This is a genomic window from uncultured Ellagibacter sp. (assembly GCF_934643285.1).
Taxonomy (GTDB): Bacteria; Actinomycetota; Coriobacteriia; order Coriobacteriales; family Eggerthellaceae; genus Ellagibacter.
Window position 1 is genome coordinate 64,991 of record NZ_CAKUBT010000008.1, and the last position, 18,438, is coordinate 83,428.

Annotated in this window: 14 protein-coding genes; all 14 read left to right on the top strand. The window is 62.3% G+C overall.

The annotated features are described in order from the left end of the window. Positions 1–40 precede the first annotated feature (40 nt). The 14 genes from Q0I65_RS05650 to ispH all read left to right on the top strand — a co-directional run bounded on the left by Q0I65_RS05650 (position 41) and on the right by ispH (position 17,874). Positions 41–451 carry a pyridoxamine 5'-phosphate oxidase family protein gene (locus Q0I65_RS05650; RefSeq protein ID WP_296060979.1) on the top strand — a complete coding sequence of 137 codons (411 nt, stop codon included), beginning with the start codon at positions 41–43 and terminating at the stop codon, positions 449–451. Between the two features lie 329 nt (positions 452–780). Then, the gene (locus tag Q0I65_RS05655) at positions 781–2,160 is read left to right on the top strand and encodes an MFS transporter (RefSeq protein WP_296060981.1); all 1,380 of its coding nucleotides are present in this window, start codon (positions 781–783) and stop codon (positions 2,158–2,160) included. 442 nt (positions 2,161–2,602) lie between these two features. Further along, entirely contained in the window at positions 2,603–4,693 is a 2,091-nt protein-coding gene (gene abc-f / locus Q0I65_RS05660; protein WP_296060984.1) for a ribosomal protection-like ABC-F family protein, read from the top strand. 187 nt (positions 4,694–4,880) lie between these two features. Further along, positions 4,881–5,348 carry a tRNA (cytidine(34)-2'-O)-methyltransferase gene (locus tag Q0I65_RS05665; protein WP_296060985.1) on the top strand — a complete coding sequence of 156 codons (468 nt, stop codon included), beginning with the start codon at positions 4,881–4,883 and terminating at the stop codon, positions 5,346–5,348. A 196-nt stretch (positions 5,349–5,544) separates the two neighbouring features. After that, positions 5,545–9,399 carry an S-layer homology domain-containing protein gene (locus Q0I65_RS05670; protein ID WP_296060988.1) on the top strand — a complete coding sequence of 1,285 codons (3,855 nt, stop codon included), beginning with the start codon at positions 5,545–5,547 and terminating at the stop codon, positions 9,397–9,399. 220 nt (positions 9,400–9,619) lie between these two features. After that, positions 9,620–10,303: a site-2 protease family protein gene (locus Q0I65_RS05675; protein ID WP_296060991.1), complete on the top strand. Its 684-nt coding sequence runs from the start codon at positions 9,620–9,622 to the stop codon at positions 10,301–10,303. An 11-nt stretch (positions 10,304–10,314) separates the two neighbouring features. After that, on the top strand, positions 10,315–11,109 hold the full coding sequence (locus Q0I65_RS05680; RefSeq protein ID WP_296060993.1) for a segregation/condensation protein A: 795 nt from the start codon (positions 10,315–10,317) through the stop codon (positions 11,107–11,109). Positions 11,110–11,111: 2 nt separating this feature from the next. Continuing rightward, positions 11,112–12,014: an SMC-Scp complex subunit ScpB gene (scpB, locus tag Q0I65_RS05685; RefSeq protein WP_296060996.1), complete on the top strand. Its 903-nt coding sequence runs from the start codon at positions 11,112–11,114 to the stop codon at positions 12,012–12,014. Positions 12,015–12,016: 2 nt separating this feature from the next. Then, complete coding sequence (locus Q0I65_RS05690; protein WP_296060999.1) at positions 12,017–12,835, top strand: pseudouridine synthase; 819 nt, start codon at positions 12,017–12,019, stop codon at positions 12,833–12,835. A 63-nt stretch (positions 12,836–12,898) separates the two neighbouring features. Beyond that, on the top strand, positions 12,899–14,071 hold the full coding sequence (locus Q0I65_RS05695; protein ID WP_296061002.1) for a prephenate dehydrogenase/arogenate dehydrogenase family protein: 1,173 nt from the start codon (positions 12,899–12,901) through the stop codon (positions 14,069–14,071). Then, a complete protein-coding gene (gene aroA / locus Q0I65_RS05700; protein WP_296061004.1) occupies positions 14,061–15,455 on the top strand; it encodes a 3-phosphoshikimate 1-carboxyvinyltransferase in 1,395 nt (464 codons plus the stop codon). The genes Q0I65_RS05695 and aroA overlap by 11 nt, the downstream gene beginning before the upstream one ends. Continuing rightward, the gene (gene cmk, locus Q0I65_RS05705; protein ID WP_296061007.1) at positions 15,452–16,126 is read left to right on the top strand and encodes a (d)CMP kinase; all 675 of its coding nucleotides are present in this window, start codon (positions 15,452–15,454) and stop codon (positions 16,124–16,126) included. Before aroA ends, cmk begins: the two co-directional genes overlap by 4 nt. Positions 16,127–16,207: 81 nt before the next feature. Continuing rightward, complete coding sequence (locus Q0I65_RS05710) at positions 16,208–17,038, top strand: lysophospholipid acyltransferase family protein (protein WP_296061010.1); 831 nt, start codon at positions 16,208–16,210, stop codon at positions 17,036–17,038. Beyond that, entirely contained in the window at positions 17,035–17,874 is an 840-nt protein-coding gene (ispH, locus tag Q0I65_RS05715) for a 4-hydroxy-3-methylbut-2-enyl diphosphate reductase (protein WP_296061013.1), read from the top strand. The genes Q0I65_RS05710 and ispH overlap by 4 nt, the downstream gene beginning before the upstream one ends. The last annotated feature ends 564 nt before the right edge of the window (positions 17,875–18,438 follow it).

Consider the following 18,438-nt stretch of genomic DNA (forward strand, 5'->3'; position numbering starts at 1 on the left):
CCGTACGCGCTCTGCTGGACCCGCGAGAAAGAAGGATGCTATGGCGGTTATGCCCAAAGAGGTACAGGACGCGTTCAATCAGATGAAAAACGTCGTGCTTGCAACGGCAACCTCCGATGGCGTGCCGAACGCCGACCCGATGGGAATGAAGAAAGTCATCGATGCCGAGACGGTTTACATCTCCGACCAGTTCTTCAACAAAACGCTTGCGAACCTGAAGGAGAACCAGAAGGTTGCCATCACCTTCTGGGGAGACGAGGGCGCCTACCAGATTCACGGCACCGCGACCTACATCAACGAAGGCGAGCAGTTCGAGGAATTGAAGGCGTGGGTGGACGGCTGCTTCGCTGCAATGGGCGCGCCCATCACGGCAAAGGGCGGCGTGCTCGTGCATGTTGACGAGCTCTTCACCTGTTCGCCCGGCCCGAACGCTGGCGCGAAGCTCGCGTAGCGCGGCTTTCTCGACATAGTCATCGCGCCTCCTTTTGCCAGGGGTGCGCATTCTCGGCCCCAAGGCGGAAAACTTTGGGGCCGAGTCGTCTTTTGGATGGGGAAAAGCCTGCTCCGAGCCGCCGTTCAATTCGAAACTTCATTCTTCTGGTATGAGCATATCTTCTCGTCACGACAGCGATTTTCAGCACATGACGGGGATACCCTGCGCTTGCGCTCCGCTAATATCGCCCCTTGTGCGCAAAATGGTTTGCGGCCGCTTTTCGCCTCGGGGTCATCTTTCCTGCAAGGCGTGGGCGCAGGTAGCGGGAGATGGGAAGCTGTCAGAAGATGAATCAAAGCAAAAGCTACGTTTACGCGTTGTTCGCCATCGTGGTAGTAGGCACCGGCCTCGGGGGCATGACGCAGACGGCGCTCAATGCCATGGCAGATGTCGTTCTCAGCGATTTAGGGACGGAAATCGGCTGGGGCCAATGGCTTGCGACGATTTACATCTTCTGCATGGGCGCGGCGGTTCCTCTCGCTTCTTATTTGCAGCGGAAGCTGTCGGTACGCTCCCTTATCTTGTATTCGTACGGTCTCTACCTCATCGGGTCGTTGTGCGACTGCCTCGCGGTCAACTTCCCGATGCTCATCATCGGCCGCGTGCTCGAGGCGCTCGGCACTGGCGTGCTCATGCCGTTGCTGCAAACGATCGCCATGACGCGCTTTCCCGAGAACCGCCACGGGACGGCGATGGGTATTGCGGGCATCGCCCTGGGGTTCGCGCCTAATATCGGCCCGGTTGTCGGTGGCGCGCTGTGCACGGCGTTCAGCTGGCGCGCGATGTTTCTCATCTTGGCGTGCGCGTCGGCCGTGCTGATCGTTTGCGCGCTTGCCGTCGTCCGGGAGCGCGAGGTGAAGGACGCCGCTGCCCATCTCGACGTCACCTCGCTCGTCTTTTCCACCTTCGGCTTCGGCGGGCTGCTGCTCGGTTTCACGGCTGCTGCCAACATGGGGCTAACCGAGCCGCTCGTGTGGGCGCCGGTGCTTGTGGGAATCGCGTGTGTCGCATTGTTCGTAACGCGCCAGCGCACAATCTCAGAACCGCTTCTCGACCTGCGGATCTTCACGTTTCGCGAATATCGCGTGAGCATCGTCGCGCAGTGTTTGCTCTATGGCTGCTTCATGGGGATGACGCTCATCATCCCGCTCACCGTCATCGAGGCGGGCGGGCATAACGCCTTCGAGGCGGGCCTCGTTTTGTTCCCCGGAGCGTTGGCGGCCCTTGTGTTCGAGCCCGGTGCGGGCATGGCGACCGATCGCTTCGGCGCGCGAAAGGTTGCGATATTCGGAGGATGCTTCCTCGTCGTGGGCGCCCTTCTGTGCTCGATCGTTCCAAGCGATGCCCCGCTGTGGCTCATGGCGTTAGGTCAAACGCTGCGCTGCGTGGGCCTTACGACTCTTATTCCCACCACGACATCGTGGGGCTTGGGATCTTTGGGGAAGGCGGGCCTGACGACGCACGGCTCGGCGGGGATGATCATGTCGCGCCAGATAGCAGCGTCCCTCGCGACGGCGGTCATGGTCTTTCTCATCGGGTGCTTCCCGCTATCGGACGAGTTTATGGGCTTCCATGCCGCGCTCGGGTTCTCGGCGCTCCTTGCGCTCGGCTGCCTTCTCGCCGTCATCGCGAAGATCCCTCGCAGCAGAAAGGGTGCGAACTCGTAAACGCTCCGTTTGGGCAAGCCCCCGCGTACCTCCCGTAAATCAAGGAACACTTCGACGCCATCCATCCGAACTCGCGTGTGATGTGGCGGTTCATTCGCGCTGGATTGAACCTGGCATTTATGACGACAAGTTTTGACCCAGATTTGGAGCAGTAAGGCCACTTGGTGGTCAAGAGAACGAGTTGTGCACTGCCATATCTCAGAATAATCCAACTTGCTCGAAACTGACCTGGGGCTTTGCTTTCAAGGGATGCTCTAAGCCTTCATGAAAGGGAGAATCGAGCGAAAAATCGTCGCACAACTCGCTCTTTTGACCACCAACTCAGGCGACCTTTCGCGGGCGTTCGTTTTGTATAGGGGAGCTTTCCCTCGGCGCGAAAGCCCGTTCTCGGGTATCATAAATAGGTTGTACTTTTGGCATTTAGGAAAGACGAACGATACCCATGATCTTGCAGCTCGAGCATATCTCCAAGTCATTCGGCGGCCGCGTGCTGTTCAGCGACGTCACTTTCAAGCTTGAGGAATACGACCGCCTGGCGCTCGTCGGCCCGAACGGCGCCGGCAAAACGACCATGCTCAACATCATCTCCGGCGAGGAAGACGCTGATGAGGGCCGCATCCTGTTTGCGAAGGGTGCGCGCGTGGGCTATCTCGAGCAGGAGGCGATCGAGATGGACGAGCAGCCCATCTTCGACGAGGTCATGGCCTCGCAGGTGGAAGTGCTCGCCGCCGAGAAGCGCCTGCGCGCGCTCGAAGAATCGCTCGGGGAAAACCCCACCGAGCGCGACCTTGCCGCCGCGGGCCGCGCGCGCGACGAGTTTGAGCGGCTGGGCGGCTACGTCATCGAGGCGAAGGTGCGCGGCGTGCTGTTCGGCCTCGGCTTTAAGGAAGACGATATGCGCCGCATGACGAGCGAGTTTTCGGGCGGCTGGCAGATGCGCATCGCGCTCGCGAAGCTGCTGATCAGAAACCCCGAAGTGCTGCTGCTCGACGAGCCGACGAACCATCTGGACCTGGAGAGCGTGAAGTGGCTCGAAAGCTTCCTTCGCAGCTACTCGGGCACCGTCATCGTCGTCAGCCACGATCGCGCGTTCATGGACAACATGGTCGATCGCGTGGCGGAAGTCGACAACCAGCAGGTCAACCTCTACAAGGGAAACTACACCGCTTACCTGCGTCAACGCGCCGAGCGCATCGAGCGGCTGAAGCAGGAGCGCACCAAGCAGATTGAGGAGATGAAGCGCCTCGAGGCGTTCGTCGAGAAGTTCCGCTACAAGGCGACGAAGGCTCGCCAGGCACAGGAGCGCGCGGCGAGGCTCGAGCGGCTTAAGGCCGAGCTCGTGGAGATTCCCGAGGAAAAGAAGACGGTGCACTTCAACTTCAAGCAGCCGCCGCGCACGGGCGACATGGTGGTCGAGGCGCGCGGCCTGCGGAAGTCCTTCGGCGACCATCACGTCTACGACGGCTTGGATTTCACGATGTACCGCGGCGAGAAGGTGGCGCTCGTCGGCCCGAACGGCGCTGGCAAGTCGACGCTCCTGAAGATGATCGCCGGCGTGCTCGCGCCCGATGCAGGAGTGATCAAGTACGGCACGCACGTGTCGAAAACCTACTACGCACAGCATCAACTTGAAGAACTGACCTCGGGAAACACCGTGTTTGAGGAAATCGACCACGTGGCGCCGGGCTGGACGATCAGCCAGGTGCGCACGCTTTTGGGCGCATTCCTCTTCAACGGCGACGACGTCGACAAGCGCGTGAGTGTGCTCTCCGGCGGCGAGAAGAGCCGCCTTGCGCTGGCGAAGATGCTCGTGGCGCCGCGTCCTCTGCTGTGTCTCGACGAGCCGACCAACCACTTGGACATCGCGAGCGCCGACATCTTGGAGCAGGCGCTGAACGCGTTCGAGGGCACGGTGCTGTTCATCACACATGACAGGCACCTCATCAGGGGCGTTGCGAACCGCATCGTGGAAGTGAAGGACGGCCGCGTCACCAACTACGCGGGCGACTACGATTACTACCTATATAAGAGCGGCCAGCTCGATGGTGAGGCTCCGAAGGAAGCGTCGCTTGTCGATGAGGTCATGGGAGGCTCGGGAAGCAAGGCCGCAAGTGCGATGAAGGCGGCGGGGAAGGCTCCCGCGTCGGGTAAGACCGGATCGGGCAACACGGCTGGCGCCAGCGCTTCGTCGGGCGCGAAGACGCAGCTCACGGCCCCGCGCGGCAGCGCCCCGAAGACTAAGGAGCAGAAGCGCCGCGAAGCTGAGGCGCGCAACCGAGCCTACGCCGCGCTCAAAAACCACCGCAAGCGCATTGCCGAGCTCGACAAGCAGATGGAGCGAGATAACGCGCGCATGGCGGAGCTGCTCGAACTTATGGCCGACCCCGACTTCTACATCAATGAGGATGCCTCGTCGGATGCCATCGCCGAGCACGCCCAGCTCAAGAAGCGAATCGCCGCAGCTGAGGAAGAATGGTTCGTGCTGAACGAGGAACTTGAGGTCGAGATGGAGAAGCAGAAAGCGCAAGCGTGATTTGTACGTTGACCTGTTGCTCGCAGCCGGTTCGCTGGGTTCCGGGCCGGCTCCACGCGCAGTTCCGCACGAGCCGAACAGCCCAGTGGGCTGTTCGTGCGAGCTCAGGACTGTTTGAGCATGGAGCCGGCGCGGAATCCAGCCCCACGTTACCGATTGCTTGCGTTGCGCGGAATAAGAGGCAGAAGTGAAACCCCTGAACATTGTGCTTGTCGAACCTGAGATTCCCCAGAACACGGGCAACGTCGCCCGCACATGCGCCTGCACGGGCTCGGTGCTGCATCTTGTGGAGCCCATGGGCTTCCGCTTGACGCAGCGCAACCTGCAGCGTGCGGGCTGCGACTACTGGGACGACGTCGAAATCATGCAGTGGCCATGTGCGGACGCGTTCTTCGAGGTACACGGGGGAGACGAGCTGCACCTGTTCACGGGGCACGTGTCGCGCAACTACACCGATGCGGTTTACGGTGAAGGCGCGTTTCTCCTGTTCGGACGCGAGAGCCGCGGGCTTGATGCGTCCGTGATCGAGCGTTATCTCGACGCGTGCGTTCGTATCCCCATGCGCGAGAACGAGCGCAGCTTGAACCTTTCGAATGCCGTGGCCATCGCAACCTACGAGGCCCTCCGCCAACAATCCTGGCCGAACATGAGCTAGCCCTCCGTCCATCGACAGCGCACGTCATTCTGCGGAATCGCCCCGATTGTCCCCATCGAAACAAAGCTGCTCAAACGGGCATACACCCTTAGCGGCGATGTTCGCCTCTCTTCAATGCTTGCATCCTAAGGTTGCTTGCAGTTTGGTACAATGCACCAAACTGCTCGATTGTATCATTGAAACGCGGAGGTACGGCATGGCGAATCCATGGCGCAAAGCGCTCTCATCTTTCTTGTCAATTGTGCTCGTGGCGGGGCTTTTGCCCTGCGCGTCGTTCTACGGTTCGGCATGGGCGAGCGATGCCGAAGGTGAGGCCTCTGCCTCAGACGCTGCCCAGGTTGCGGAAGGTGCCTCAACTGCGGATTCGGCCCTACCTGCCGATGCCGACCAATCCTCCGAGTCAACGCAGTTCGCAGCTGTGGCTCAACCTGCGGACTCAACGCAGCTCGCAACCGCCGCGCAATCTTCAACCGAGACGCTGCCGTTCGGGAACACCATCTCCGCGGCAGGCGAGGACCATTCAGCTGCTATCACCGAGAATGGGGAGCTTTGGACCTGGGGCCGTAACAACGTATTTCAGCTTGGATATTTGTTGGGCCCTGGTGATGATTACTCTTGTACGCCGAACAAGCTCATGGACGATGTTGCGAGCGTTGCTCTCGCTACAAATTTTTCGGCTGCTGTCAAAAATAACGGAGAGCTTTGGATGTGGGGTTATAACGGAGGGGGCGTGGTCGGAAACGAGGATATGGGATCTCCTTATGGATTCGCTCCCGCAAAGGTCATGGACGATGTTGTCAGCGTTTCGCTCGGCTATCTGCATGTCGCCGCAATCAAGCGCGACGGATCGCTCTGGATGTGGGGCGATAATTCGCATGGCGAGCTGGGCAACGGGACGACTAACGACAGCGGCAACTATGAGCCAAAAATGATAATGAATAATGTCGCTGCCGTTTCTTTGGGCACTGGTTATTCCGCCGCGATTGATTGCGATGGGGCGCTCTGGATGTGGGGCGACAATTCGAAAGGGCAGTTCGGAAACGGCACGACTGAGAGTAGCACCACCCCCATCAAGGTTATGGACGGTGTTTCTGCTGTGTCGCTCGGCGGGTCTCATACTGGGGTCATCATGACAGATGGGTCACTTTTAACCTGGGGATGGAATCTTGATGGACAGTTGGGGAATGGAACGACCGAGGATAGCCGCGTTCCCGTCAAGGTGATGGATGACGTAGCTTCGATATCATTCCGCGGTTGTAACTCCTCGGCTGTCAAGAAAGACGGCACGTTGTGGGTGTGGGGCGAAGGCCACTACAACCAAGTTGGAGTGACTTATTGGGACCAGCTTAAGCCCGTACAATACCTCGAAGGGGTTGTCTGCGCTTCGGTGGGCATGAACCATACTGCCGCCCTCAAGCAGGATGGCACGCTTTGGACGTGGGGCTGCAACAATTACGGACAGCTCGGATACATGACCTTAGAACAGCAGTGGACACCTTACCAAGTCATGGACAAAGTTGCCCTTCCTGCGGGTTCATCGGGCGCAGTCCCGTCCGAAACGATTCCCTCTGACCCCTTCACGGCAAGCGCTTGGTTTAAGGCTTCGGGGGGCGATGGTGAAGCTGCGACTGTAGTGAACTGGGACGATGCCTGGTTTAACGCCTCTTCGTACACGTACAACCACGACCTTGCCACCACTGCCGCCGTGCTCGCCGCCGCGGCTTACGATGAGTCGTTCGTGAAAAAGACGTTGCGAGACGAGCTCGGCTTCAATGCGTTCGATTCGGTGGAATATCACCCCGAAGGGAAGGACTACAACGGCGACTACGACCAGGTTGGCTACTCCATCGAGACGCGCATGACCTCAAACGGCGTGCCGATCATCGCCGTCATCGTGCGCGGTACGCCCGGCAACGGCGAGTGGCTCAGCAACCTCAACGTCGCCGACACGCTGCAGAATTCCGACCAGGAAACGCACGAGGGTTTTAAGGCGGGGGCGCTGCAGGTGCTTCGGGCCCTGCGCAGTTACGTGTACGACAACGGCATCGACCTCGCCAAAGCGCGCGTGCTCATCGCCGGCCACAGCCGGGGCGCGGCGGTGTCGAACATTCTCGGTGCCCGTCTTGACGATGGGCTGACAACCGACGCGGGGACGCTCTCGCCCGACAACGTCTACACCTTCACGTTCGAATCGCCCAACGCCACGCGTGCAAGCAACCGCAGCGATGCCAAGTACGGCAACATCTTCAACATTGTGAACCCCGAGGACGTCGTCATCAAGGTGCCGCTTGGCGAATGGGGCTACGGCCGCTACGGCAATGATCTGGCGCTGCCTTCCAGGTCGAACACGCTTAGGGGCGACTACAAGGCGCAGCTGGCAAAGATGAACGAGTACTTCGAGCGCTTCAGCGACGGGGAAAAGTACCGAGGCTACCTCACTGGCTCCGTCACCGCATCGTCGATCTCGACGGAGATGGCGATGCTCGCTCGATCGACCTGGTGGTACTACCACAACCGTCTGGCTGGGGTAACGCCGCATGAGGTGTTCACGAGTCTCGTGAAGGCTGCCATCATGGGTTCCGCCGATAACGGCGACTATGCCGTTTTGTACGCAGCGATGGTGATCCCGCAGTACAAGCTCCTGTTCACGGCCATTTTCGGCACGGGCGCGCTTAACGGGGCGTTCATCACGGGCAAGGGCGTGGTGCACGGGCATACGCAGGAAACCTACGTGGCGTGGATGGAAAGCGATGAGGCTGCGCTCGGCGAGTTCCCCGAGATATTCGCCCGCAAGAATTACCGCTCGCTGCTTGTTGCCTGCCCGGTCGACGTCAAGGTTTACGACGCCGAGAGCAATCTTGTCGCATCGATTTCCAACGATGAGGTTGACGAGACCCTGCTTGAAGAGGGTCTTCCCGCGGCAGTGACATCCGACGGCGTGAAGATGGTCGATATCCCCGCCGGTGGCGACTACCGCGTCGAAGTCACCGCGACCGACGGCGGCGAGATGGACGTGACCGTTGAGGAGCGAGATGTCCTAAGCAGTGATCCTGTCAGCGTGAAAAGCTACCAAGGGGTTGCTATCGAGGAGGGCGATGTGTTCTCGCTCGATGTGTGCGCGCAGGATGCTCCCGCTGATTGCGTGCTCGTGGACGACTCGACCGGCGACGAGGCGAAGGCTTCCTCCGTCGCGTCGGGCTCGGACTTGCAGGAAGCGACGGTGTCCGTTTCCGCGGAAGGTGAAGGCGACGTTTGGGGCGGCGGCACGGTGGTTGCTGGCGGCAAAATCGCCATCCACGCGCGAGCATCGGAAGGCAGCGTGTTCATCGGGTGGCAGCGCGAGGGCGCATCGGGTGAGCGGGAAGCGATCGCCGGCGGTGCTGATATCGAGGTGCGCGCATCCGAGGATGTAACGTATGTGGCGCAGTTCGCGAGCGTCCCGTCTGAGTTCCCCGACGTCGACTATGCCGAGTGGTACGCCGAGGGTGTGTCGTTCTGCTCCGCGAAGGGCCTTATCACTGGCTATGCGGAAGGCCCCGATGCCGGTCTGTTCGGCGTAGGCAGGCCCCTCACGCGTGCGCAGTTCGCCATGATCCTCTGGCGCGCAGCCGACCCCGACGCTGCTGCAGCGTACAAACCCGCCGACACGCCTAACACCACGGGTATGGACGATGTCGAGTCCTTCGTGTGGTACACCGGTGCTGCCAACTGGGCTGTTGCCAACCATGTGATCAACGGCTTCAACAACGGCGACGGCACGTTTAGCTTTATGCCCAATGAGCCGGTGACCGCTGAGCAGGTGGCCAAGATCTTCTGCAACTACGCGAACGGTGGCCAGGCCGGCGATCTGTCAGCTCTCGGCGACTTGACCGATAGCGACGCCATATCCGACTGGGCTGTGGGTTCGGTGGCCTGGGCTAAGGAATCTGGCCTTGTCAGCGGCTACGATAACCACGACGGGACCTACACGTTCGCGCCCGCCGAGAGCACTTCTCGCGAGCGCGCCGCGACCCTGATCATGAAGGCGTATCGACAGGGGATTTTGAAGTAGCGTGAAGCCGACGCCCGCGCTGGTGACGTAATCGGCGCAGGCGTCTTGCCGCGATCGCCGCTCGGTGTCGGTGCCTGTTTTAAGGCGGGCGCCGGCACTGGCGCTCTGGATTCTTGCGCCCGCAAGCGCAATGCCTTCTCGCTTTCCATCTGCGCACTTTTCGCGCAGGGGAGTGAGGTGCGCGCTTAGCGGGCTTTCCCTTGCGCTACACTTATGACCCATGTCATCACAATATCTTGCCTACATAGTCTGCTCGGTCCTAAGCTTCGTGCCCGCCATCGTGTTTCACGAGGTGGCGCACGGGTTTGCGGCATACAAGCTCGGCGATCCCACGGCTAAGCGCGCGGGGCGCCTGTCGCTTAACCCGCTCAAGCACGTCGACCCGTTCGGCACGGTCATCCTGCCTTTGTGCATGCTCGCGATGAACGGCCCCGTGTTCGGCTATGCGAAGCCGGTTCCCTACAACCCGTCTTATTTCAAGAACCCCAAGACGGGCGACGTCATCGTTGGCCTTGCCGGACCGGCGGCGAACCTCGTGATGGCCGCCTTCGCCGGCGCCATCGCCTGGGCCCTCTACGGCCAAGCGCCCGCGCTCGTCGCGCAAAGCGAGGCGTTCGCATACTTCTACCTCATGTTCCTGCCCATGTTCGCGCTCATCAATCTCTATCTGCTCTTCTTTAACCTGCTGCCGATTCCGCCGCTCGACGGCTCGTCGGTGCTCGCGCTTTTCATCCCGAAAAAGCACATGCACACGTACTACCGCGTGCAGCAGTACGCCATGCCCGTCTTCATGATCGTCCTCATCGTTCTACCGTATGTCCTGCACGTGAACCCCATAGGCGTCTACCTCGACGTCACGGCGGGAAATGTGGCCAACCTGTTGTTCCCGTTCAGGGTTTCCTAGGGGGCGAAGCTGTGTCCTATAAAGTCCGCACTGCAAGCTTCGAGGGCCCGTTCGATCTTCTGCTATACCTCGTGAGCAGGCAGAAAGTCGATATCGGCGCCATCTCGATCACCGAGATTGCCGACCAATACCTCGCCGAGGTCACGCGCATGAAGAACCTCGACCTCGACGTGGCGAGCGACTTTCTGCTCGTGGCATCGACGCTGCTCGAGATCAAGGCGCAAAGCCTCATCCCGCAGGATACGCCCGAAATCGACGACGATATCGCGGAGCTCACCCCGAGCGAGGCGCGCGATATCCTGGTCGAGCGGCTGCTTGCCTACAAGCAGTACAAGAACGCGAGCGCCGCCCTTCATGCTCGCTTCGTGTCGGAAGGCCGCATGCACACGCGTCCGTTCGGACCCGACGTGTGCTTCTTGAACCTCATGCCCGACTACCTGAAAGACGTCACGCTCGACGGTCTCGCGCTCACGTGCGCCCGTGCGCTGGCCCGACGTGATGTGTTCCTTCTGGAAAGCGAGCATATCGCCGCAAAGCCCATTCCCGTCGAGACGCACGTGCGGGCCATCCACCAGCGCATCGTCAACCGCGGACACCTGCGGTTTTCCGACTTAGTCGATGGGCGCACGCCGACGCCAGTCGTTGTCGTGACATTCCTCGCGGTGCTCGAGCTCTACAAGCGCTCCATGGTGAAGATCAACCAAGACGAGTTGTTCGGCGATATCTCGATCGACTACATCGAGGGGTCGGGTGAGCTCGACCTGACGGGCGAAGATGCGCTCACGTCGGTGGGCGAGGAGGAGTAACCATGTTCGAAGGTTTGCAGAAAGACCAGCTCGCAGGCGCAATAGAGGCAATGCTGTTCGTGACCGACGAGCCGGTCGGCACCATCGCGCTCGCCGACATGCTCGAGATCGACCCTGCCGACGTCGAGAGTGCCCTTGTGGGGCTTCGCGACAAGCTCGAGGCCGAAAACCGAGGCATCCAGCTGCGTGAAGTGGCGGGCGGCTGGCGGCTGTACACGCACCCCGCTTACCACGAGCTCATCGAGAAGTACGTCCTTTCCTGGGACACGCGCAAGCTCTCCCAAGCCGCCATGGAAACGCTCGCGATCGTGGCGTATACCCAGCCCACGACGCGCGCCCAGGTGGCGAGCGTGCGCGGCGTGAACTCTGACAGCTCCATCAACTCCCTGGTGGAAAAGGGCCTCGTGCGCGAGGCGGGGACTGCGGACACGCCCGGCAACCCCACGCTCTACGCCACGACGCGAGTGTTTTTGGAGAAGTTCGGCCTGCGCTCCACCGCCGATCTGCCCGACCTTTCCGAGTTTGCTCCCGACGATTCCACGCGCACGCTTATCCGCGAGCGCCTTTCCGCAGCTCATGAGGCAAGTGGTACCGCACTTGAACACGACGAGGGCGACGTGCTCGACCGCATCGTCTACGACGACGAGGAGGGCGACATGAGCGGGGCCGTTGCGGGCGAGGCGCTCGTGGGTCATACGGCGCCCGAGTCGCTGTTCTCGCAGGATGCGGGTTACCGTGCGGCTGCGTCGCGCGACGAAGCAGGGGAAGACGGCGAGGAAGAGGGCTTTTCCGGTATGGACGACGGTTCGGCGCAGGAGATGCTTCGCCAGGCCATGGCCCAGGGCTTCGGCGTGGTCGACAAGATCGACTTCGATGAGCTCACGTTCGAAACGGAAGACGAGTAGCCATGATGCGCCTGCAGAAGTTTCTTGCGCGCGCGGGCGTCGCGTCGCGCCGCCATGCCGAAGAGCTCATCGTCGCCGGTCGCGTCACGGTGAACGGGCAGCCTGCTGAGCTGGGGTGCTCGGTCGATCCTGGCAGCGACGAGATTCGCGTTGACGGCGGAGCGCTGGTGCGCCTTGCCGAGGGCGACGTCACGATTATGCTTCACAAGCCCGCAGGCTACGTCACCACGATGGACGACCCCCAGGGTCGAGCTACGGTGGCCGACCTCGTCCCCGTCGATCGCTTCCCGGGGCTGTTCCCCGTGGGGCGCCTCGACCGCGACACGACGGGCCTTCTTCTCTTCACGACCGACGGCGAGCTGGGAAACGCGCTTCTGCACCCGCGCCGCCATGTGGAGAAACGCTACCTTGCCCTGGTCGAAGGGGCGCCCGACGCCAAGGCGCTTGATCGGTTGCGCTGCGGTGTTGCCCTCTCCGACGGCATGACGCTTCCCGCTCGTGCCGAGCTTTTGCGGGGCAGCGATGCGCAAAAGGCCGCGCGCGCGATCGGGACGGGCAAGGGTGCGGGCGGCATCAACGCCTCGCATGCTGGCAAGCGCAGCCGGGCGGTCCGTGAGAAGACGGGGAGCTATGTGCTCGTCTGCTTGCGCGAGGGCCGTAAGCGGGAGGTTCGCCGCATGCTCGAAGCGGTGGGTTATCCGGTCATCGCGCTGCATCGCTCTTCCTTTGGTCCGCTCGAGCTAGGGGATTTGCCCCGCGGCTCATGGCGCGAGCTCACGGATGTGGAAGTCGGCGAACTGAAGGCCGCGATCTGCCCGTAACTGCTAAACTAAACGACTGCTGCCCGGGCGACGAGGACTTGGGCGCGAGGAAAAGGTTAGTGCATGTCTGAAAATGCTGTAAATAAGGTCCCGCACGGGTTCGATCACATCGCCGTGGTTGGGCTGGGGCTCATTGGCGCGTCGCTTGCGGCCGCCATTTCAAAATCCGACCCCGATATCGAGGTCTTCGGGGTCGACGTCGATTCGCGGACTTGCGGCGAGGCAATCTCGCGTGGGTGGGTGGCGAACGCTAGCGCCCCCGAAAGCGAGGCGTTCTCCGATTTCGTGAAGGACCGCGCCGATCTCGTCGTCTTGGCGACGCCGGTTGCTGCGGTCGACGATTACCTGCGCCTTCTCCGAGATTGGGATTATCGCGGTGTCGTCACCGACACGCTTTCCACGAAGGCTCACATCCTCGCGGCGACGAAAGAGATTCTGCCGCATCGTCGCAATTACGTGCCGGGCCATCCCATGGCGGGTTCGGAGAAAAACGGCATCGACGGTGCCCGCCCCGATCTTTTCGAGGGCGCTAACTGGATTTTGTGCCCCGACGCGGACACGCCGCCTGAGCATTTCCAGCGCCTGCATGAGCTCATCACGAGCTTGAGCGCGCGTGTGGTTGCCATAGCGCCTGATGAGCATGATGATTCCATTGCCGTCGTAAGCCATGTTCCTCATATCATCGCGGCTTCGCTCGTGCAACTGGCAAGTCGCCACGCCGACGAGCAGCAGTCGCTCATGCGCCTTGCGGCGGGCGGCTTCAAGGATTCCACGCGCATTGCGGCGGGCTCTTCGAAGCTGTGGTGCGGCATCGCGTTCGACAACGCCTGCGCGCTCACGAGCGGTTTGCGCGAGATGCAGGGCATCATCGGCGATTTCGCGGACGCCATCGATGCGCACGATCGCGAGGCGACGACTCGTCTTCTCGAGGAGGCGGCACAGGCCCGCCGCGCGCTGCCCGCCGCTTGGGTTCCCTCGACCGACAAGCTCCTCGAGGTTCGCATTCCCATGTCCGATCGAAAGGGCGTGGTCGCGGAGGTCACCACGATCGCGAGCTCCGCTGGCTGCAATATCCAATCGATCGAAATCGATCACATCACCGAGGATCGCGCCGTGCTCTCGCTCGTTTTGACCGACGAGGGCGATGTTGGAAAGCTGTCTGCCCAGCTCATCGGCGCGGGCTTCTCGGTGTCGTTCAATCCGCTCTCCCCGAAGGAGCATATCCATGTCGACTAACGAACAACCGGCGTCCACTGTACGCAACGACGTCGCAACGCCCGCCGAGCCCGCAGATGCAACAACCAGGCAGGCAACCCTCATCGAGCCGCTCGCCCGTCCGCTGTCCGGTGCGGTTCGCGTTCCCGGCGACAAGTCGATCTCGCATCGCTCGGTGCTCTTCTCCGCGATGGCCGAAGGCACTTCGCATGTGTCCGGCGTGCTCGACTCCGCCGATGTGCGCTCCTCTATCGGCGCCGTGCGCGCTCTGGGCGCCGAGGCCAACCTCGAAAAGCGGCCTGATGGAAGCCTTGCGGGCGACATCCGCGGCTGGGGCGGCTTAGGTCCTTCGCAGCCAGAGGACGCCATCGACTGCGGCAATTCCGGCACGACGGTTCGCCTGCTCATGGGCGTGCTCGCGCCATGGGACATCACCGTCGAGCTCACGGGCGACGACTCCCTTCGCCGTCGTCCGATGCGCCGGATCGCGGCTCCGCTCGAGCTGATGGGCGCTCGGTTTGCCCCGGAAGGCGCGACGACGCTCCCGCTCTCCATTACGGGAACGCGCGATCTCGCTGCGATTTCCTATGATTCACCGGTTGCTTCCGCCCAGCTGAAGACGGCGATTCTACTCGCCGGCATCTTCGCATCGGGCACGACGAGCGTTCACGAGCCGGCGCCCTCGCGCAACCACACTGAGCTCATGCTCCCCGGCTTCGGCGTCGGCGTCGAAGCGGCGCCAGGGGAGGCTTCCGTCGTTGGTGGGCAGAGCCTTCATGCCTGCGACGTCGACGTGCCGGGCGACCCCTCGTCTGCGGCGTTCATGGCGTGCGCGGCGGCTCTTCTTTCCGATAGCGCGATCGACATCGAGAACGTGAGCTTGAACGAGGCGCGCATCGGCTTCGTACGGGTGCTCGAGCGCATGGGCGCCGACATCGCCCTGAAGCCGACGGGCAGCGCGGGGGAGGAACCTTGCGGCACCATCTCGGTTTCCTATGTCGAGCATCTGCGCTCGTGCGAGGTCGCGGGGCGCGAGATCGCCTCGCTCGTCGACGAGATCCCCGTGCTCGCCCTTGTGGCCGCCCACGCCGAAGGCACGACGGTCTTTCACGAGGTGGGGGAGCTGCGCGTGAAGGAGACCGACCGCCTCGCCGCCATCTTGGAGGGGCTCTCCAAGCTCGGTGTGCGCGCATGGGCCGAAGGCGACGACCTGCATATCGAGGGCAAGCCGGGTCTCGTCGTGCCCGAGGGGCTCGTGTTCGATTCCCTGGGCGACCATCGTCTTGCGATGACCTGGTCGCTTGTTGGATTCACGGGAGCCCATCCCGTGTCTATCCGTGATTTTGAGGCAGTTCGCGTAAGCTATCCGGGCTTTCGCGCCGATATTGAAAGGCTGGCGAAATGATCGTCGCAATCGATGGCCCCTCGGGGGCAGGCAAGTCAACCGTCGCTAAGGCAGCGGCAAAGCGGCTCGGGTTCTCGTGCCTCGACACGGGGGCAATGTATCGCGCCATCGCGTGGAAGGCGCTCGCCGACGGCGTTTCCTTCGACGACGCCGATGCGCTCGGCGCGATCGCGCGCGACAACGAAATCGAATTCGGGCATGTCGAGGGCGACCCTGTTCCTCGTCGCGTCTTCATTTCGGGCACGGAGGTGACCGATTCCATCCGCACGTCCGAAATCGACCGAGCTGTGGGGCCGGTTGCCGCCGTTCCCGCAGTTCGCGAGGCGCTTGTCGCCCAACAGCAGCGCATCGGCCGCGCGGGCGACTACGTGGTTGAGGGCCGCGACATCGGCACGGTCGTTTTCCCCGAGGCGCCCGTGAAGGTGTTCCTCACGGCAAGCGCGGAGGAGCGCGCGACCCGCCGCGTCAAGCAGAACGAGGAGCGTCGCGTGGGTTCGACGAACTACGAGGAGGTTCTCGCCGACATCAAGAAGCGCGACGAAATCGATTCCTCGCGCGCCGCGTCGCCCCTCAAGCCGGCGGAAGACGCCGTGCATCTCGACTCGACGGGCAAGACCATCGAGGAAATCATCTCCTTCATCTGCTCGCGCGCCGAGCAGGCTCAGGGGTAATCGCAAAATGGCGCCCTGCCTTTCGGGGCGGGGCGCCCAACTTGCAGGGTTCGCGCGCATATTCAAGAGAAAGGGCTGCGCATGAGCGTCTTTCTGCCATACGAGAAGATGTGGGACATGCCGCTCGGGGGCACGTCGACCGAAAAGCAGATTCCCCATTGGTTCGGGAACATCGTTTGGGTGGTCGTCGCCTTCGTTTTCAAAATCTGCTTCCGCTATCGCGTCGACGGACGCGAGAACCTGCGGGCATTCAACAAGAAATCGGGCGTGCTTCTCGTGGCGAACCACACGTCGTTTCTCGACGTGGCCTGCATGTATATCGCATGCCGCCCCAGCCAGTGGGTTCGCCTGCTCGGCCGCGAGACGCTCTTCGACAACGCCCGCGGGCTTGTGGGCCAGATCCTCTCGCGCGTTGGCGCATTCCCCATCAAGCGCGATGCGGCCGACCGTGTGGCCATCAAGCGCGCGACGCGCAACCTGAAGAACAACGAGCTCGTCGGCATCCTCCCCGAGGGGACGCGCCGCGGCAAGGGGACCAAGAAGCCCGAAATCCACTCCGGCGCCGCGTTCATCGCGAAGATGGGGCGTGCTCCCATCCTCCCTATGACCGTTCGCAACGCCGAGTTCGTGAAGCAGAAGGGCAAGTTCTTACGCTTCCCCAAGATCACGATGGAGTTTGGGTCACCCCTGCTCGTCAGCGATTTCGACTTCCTCCCCAAGGAAGACCGCCTGGAGGGATGCACGTGGTATGCGATGCGCGAGTGCTTTGCCCTCTCCCAGCGCGTGCCGCGCGATGAGGTCGACATGGTGGCGCTGTTCCCCGACGGGCGCGACTTCACGGACGTGTTCGCGAATCATGCGATCCCCGAGCATACCCCCGAGGAGATCATTGCGGCGAAGGAGTCGAAATGAAGGTGACGCGGGCGAAATGCGCGGGAGCATGCTACGGGGTCCAGCGCGCGCTCAACATGGCGCTTGATACCGCGTCGGAAGGGTCGTGCGCCGTCACGCTCGGCCCGCTGATTCACAATCCTCAGGTCGTGGCGCAGCTTGCCGAGCGGGGCATCCGCGCTGTCGAAAGCCCCGAGCAAGCCGTCGAAGGCAGCGTTATTATTCGCAGCCATGGTGTTACGCCGCAGGTCAGACGCGAGATAGAGGCACACGGGCTTCCCGTGGTCGACGCCACGTGCCCCCATGTCGCCCGGGCGCAGAAGGCGGCGGCGAAGCTTGCTCGCGAATGCGGGCGCGTCGTCGTCGTGGGCGAGGCGGGCCATCCCGAGGTTGAGGGGCTTGTCGCCTATGCGCGAGAGGCTGGCGGGGAAGTGCTCGTCGCCGGGAGGGCGGCGGACGTGCCGGCAAGCCTTTTGGGCAAGGTGGGGGTGGTGGTGCAGACCACCCAGACGCGCGAGGCGTTCGAAGAGGTGCTTGCAGCACTTCGAGATCGCGGCGTCGAGTGCGTGGTGAAGGATACGGTTTGCCTCGCGACGCGCGAGCGGCAGGAATCCGCGGCGGCGCTTGCTCGGGAAGTCGATGCGATGATCGTCATCGGTGGTCGCAACTCATCGAACACGACCCGTCTTGCCGAGATCTGCTCGTCGGTGTGCGGGAACACGCATCACATCGAGCGCGCTTCTGAGCTCGATCCTGCCTGGTTTGACCAGTGCACCGAGGTGGGCATCACGGCTGGTGCGAGCACGCCGGAAGATCAGATCGCCGCCGTCGAGACGCGCATCGCCAGCTTGGGGTAGAGCGGACCCTTCTATTCTTTGAAAGCGTGCGGGCTCGTTGAAGGCGCCGCCTCCTGCGCGGCGCTTCTGTCCCACGAGATAGAAGCGCCGGAGGGTAGCCGCGCATATATAAGCAGCGTGCCGAAGTGAAATCTCCTCTGCGGGGCGAATGCCGGAGGCGACCGCCCTATCTATCTATCTATCTATCTATCTATCTATTTGAGAGGCCGGGCGCACGAGAGTCGCCCGGCCTCTTTGCATAGCAAGGGGCGTCGCCGTAGGGCGGAGGGAATCTCCCTGCGGCGGGGAGTCCCCCTGCGGCGGGGAGCCTCCCCCTGCGGCGAAGCGCCCCTAAATGCAGGGTCGCATTCTCGCCTCCCGCTCCTCTTCCTGGGCTTATGGAGGGAATGTGTACGCGGCCCGAAAGGCAATAGAAGCGCGTCGTCCCAGGTCATATTGGGAAAGTAGCCCTCCGAGGCGCCCCCTCCCGGGAAAAAGGCGAGAAAGACCCTTGACCGCGGGAGGGGGTGCGCGTAATATATCTCCTTGCGCCGCGGACGGAAGGAAGCGGCGGGGCGGGGCGGA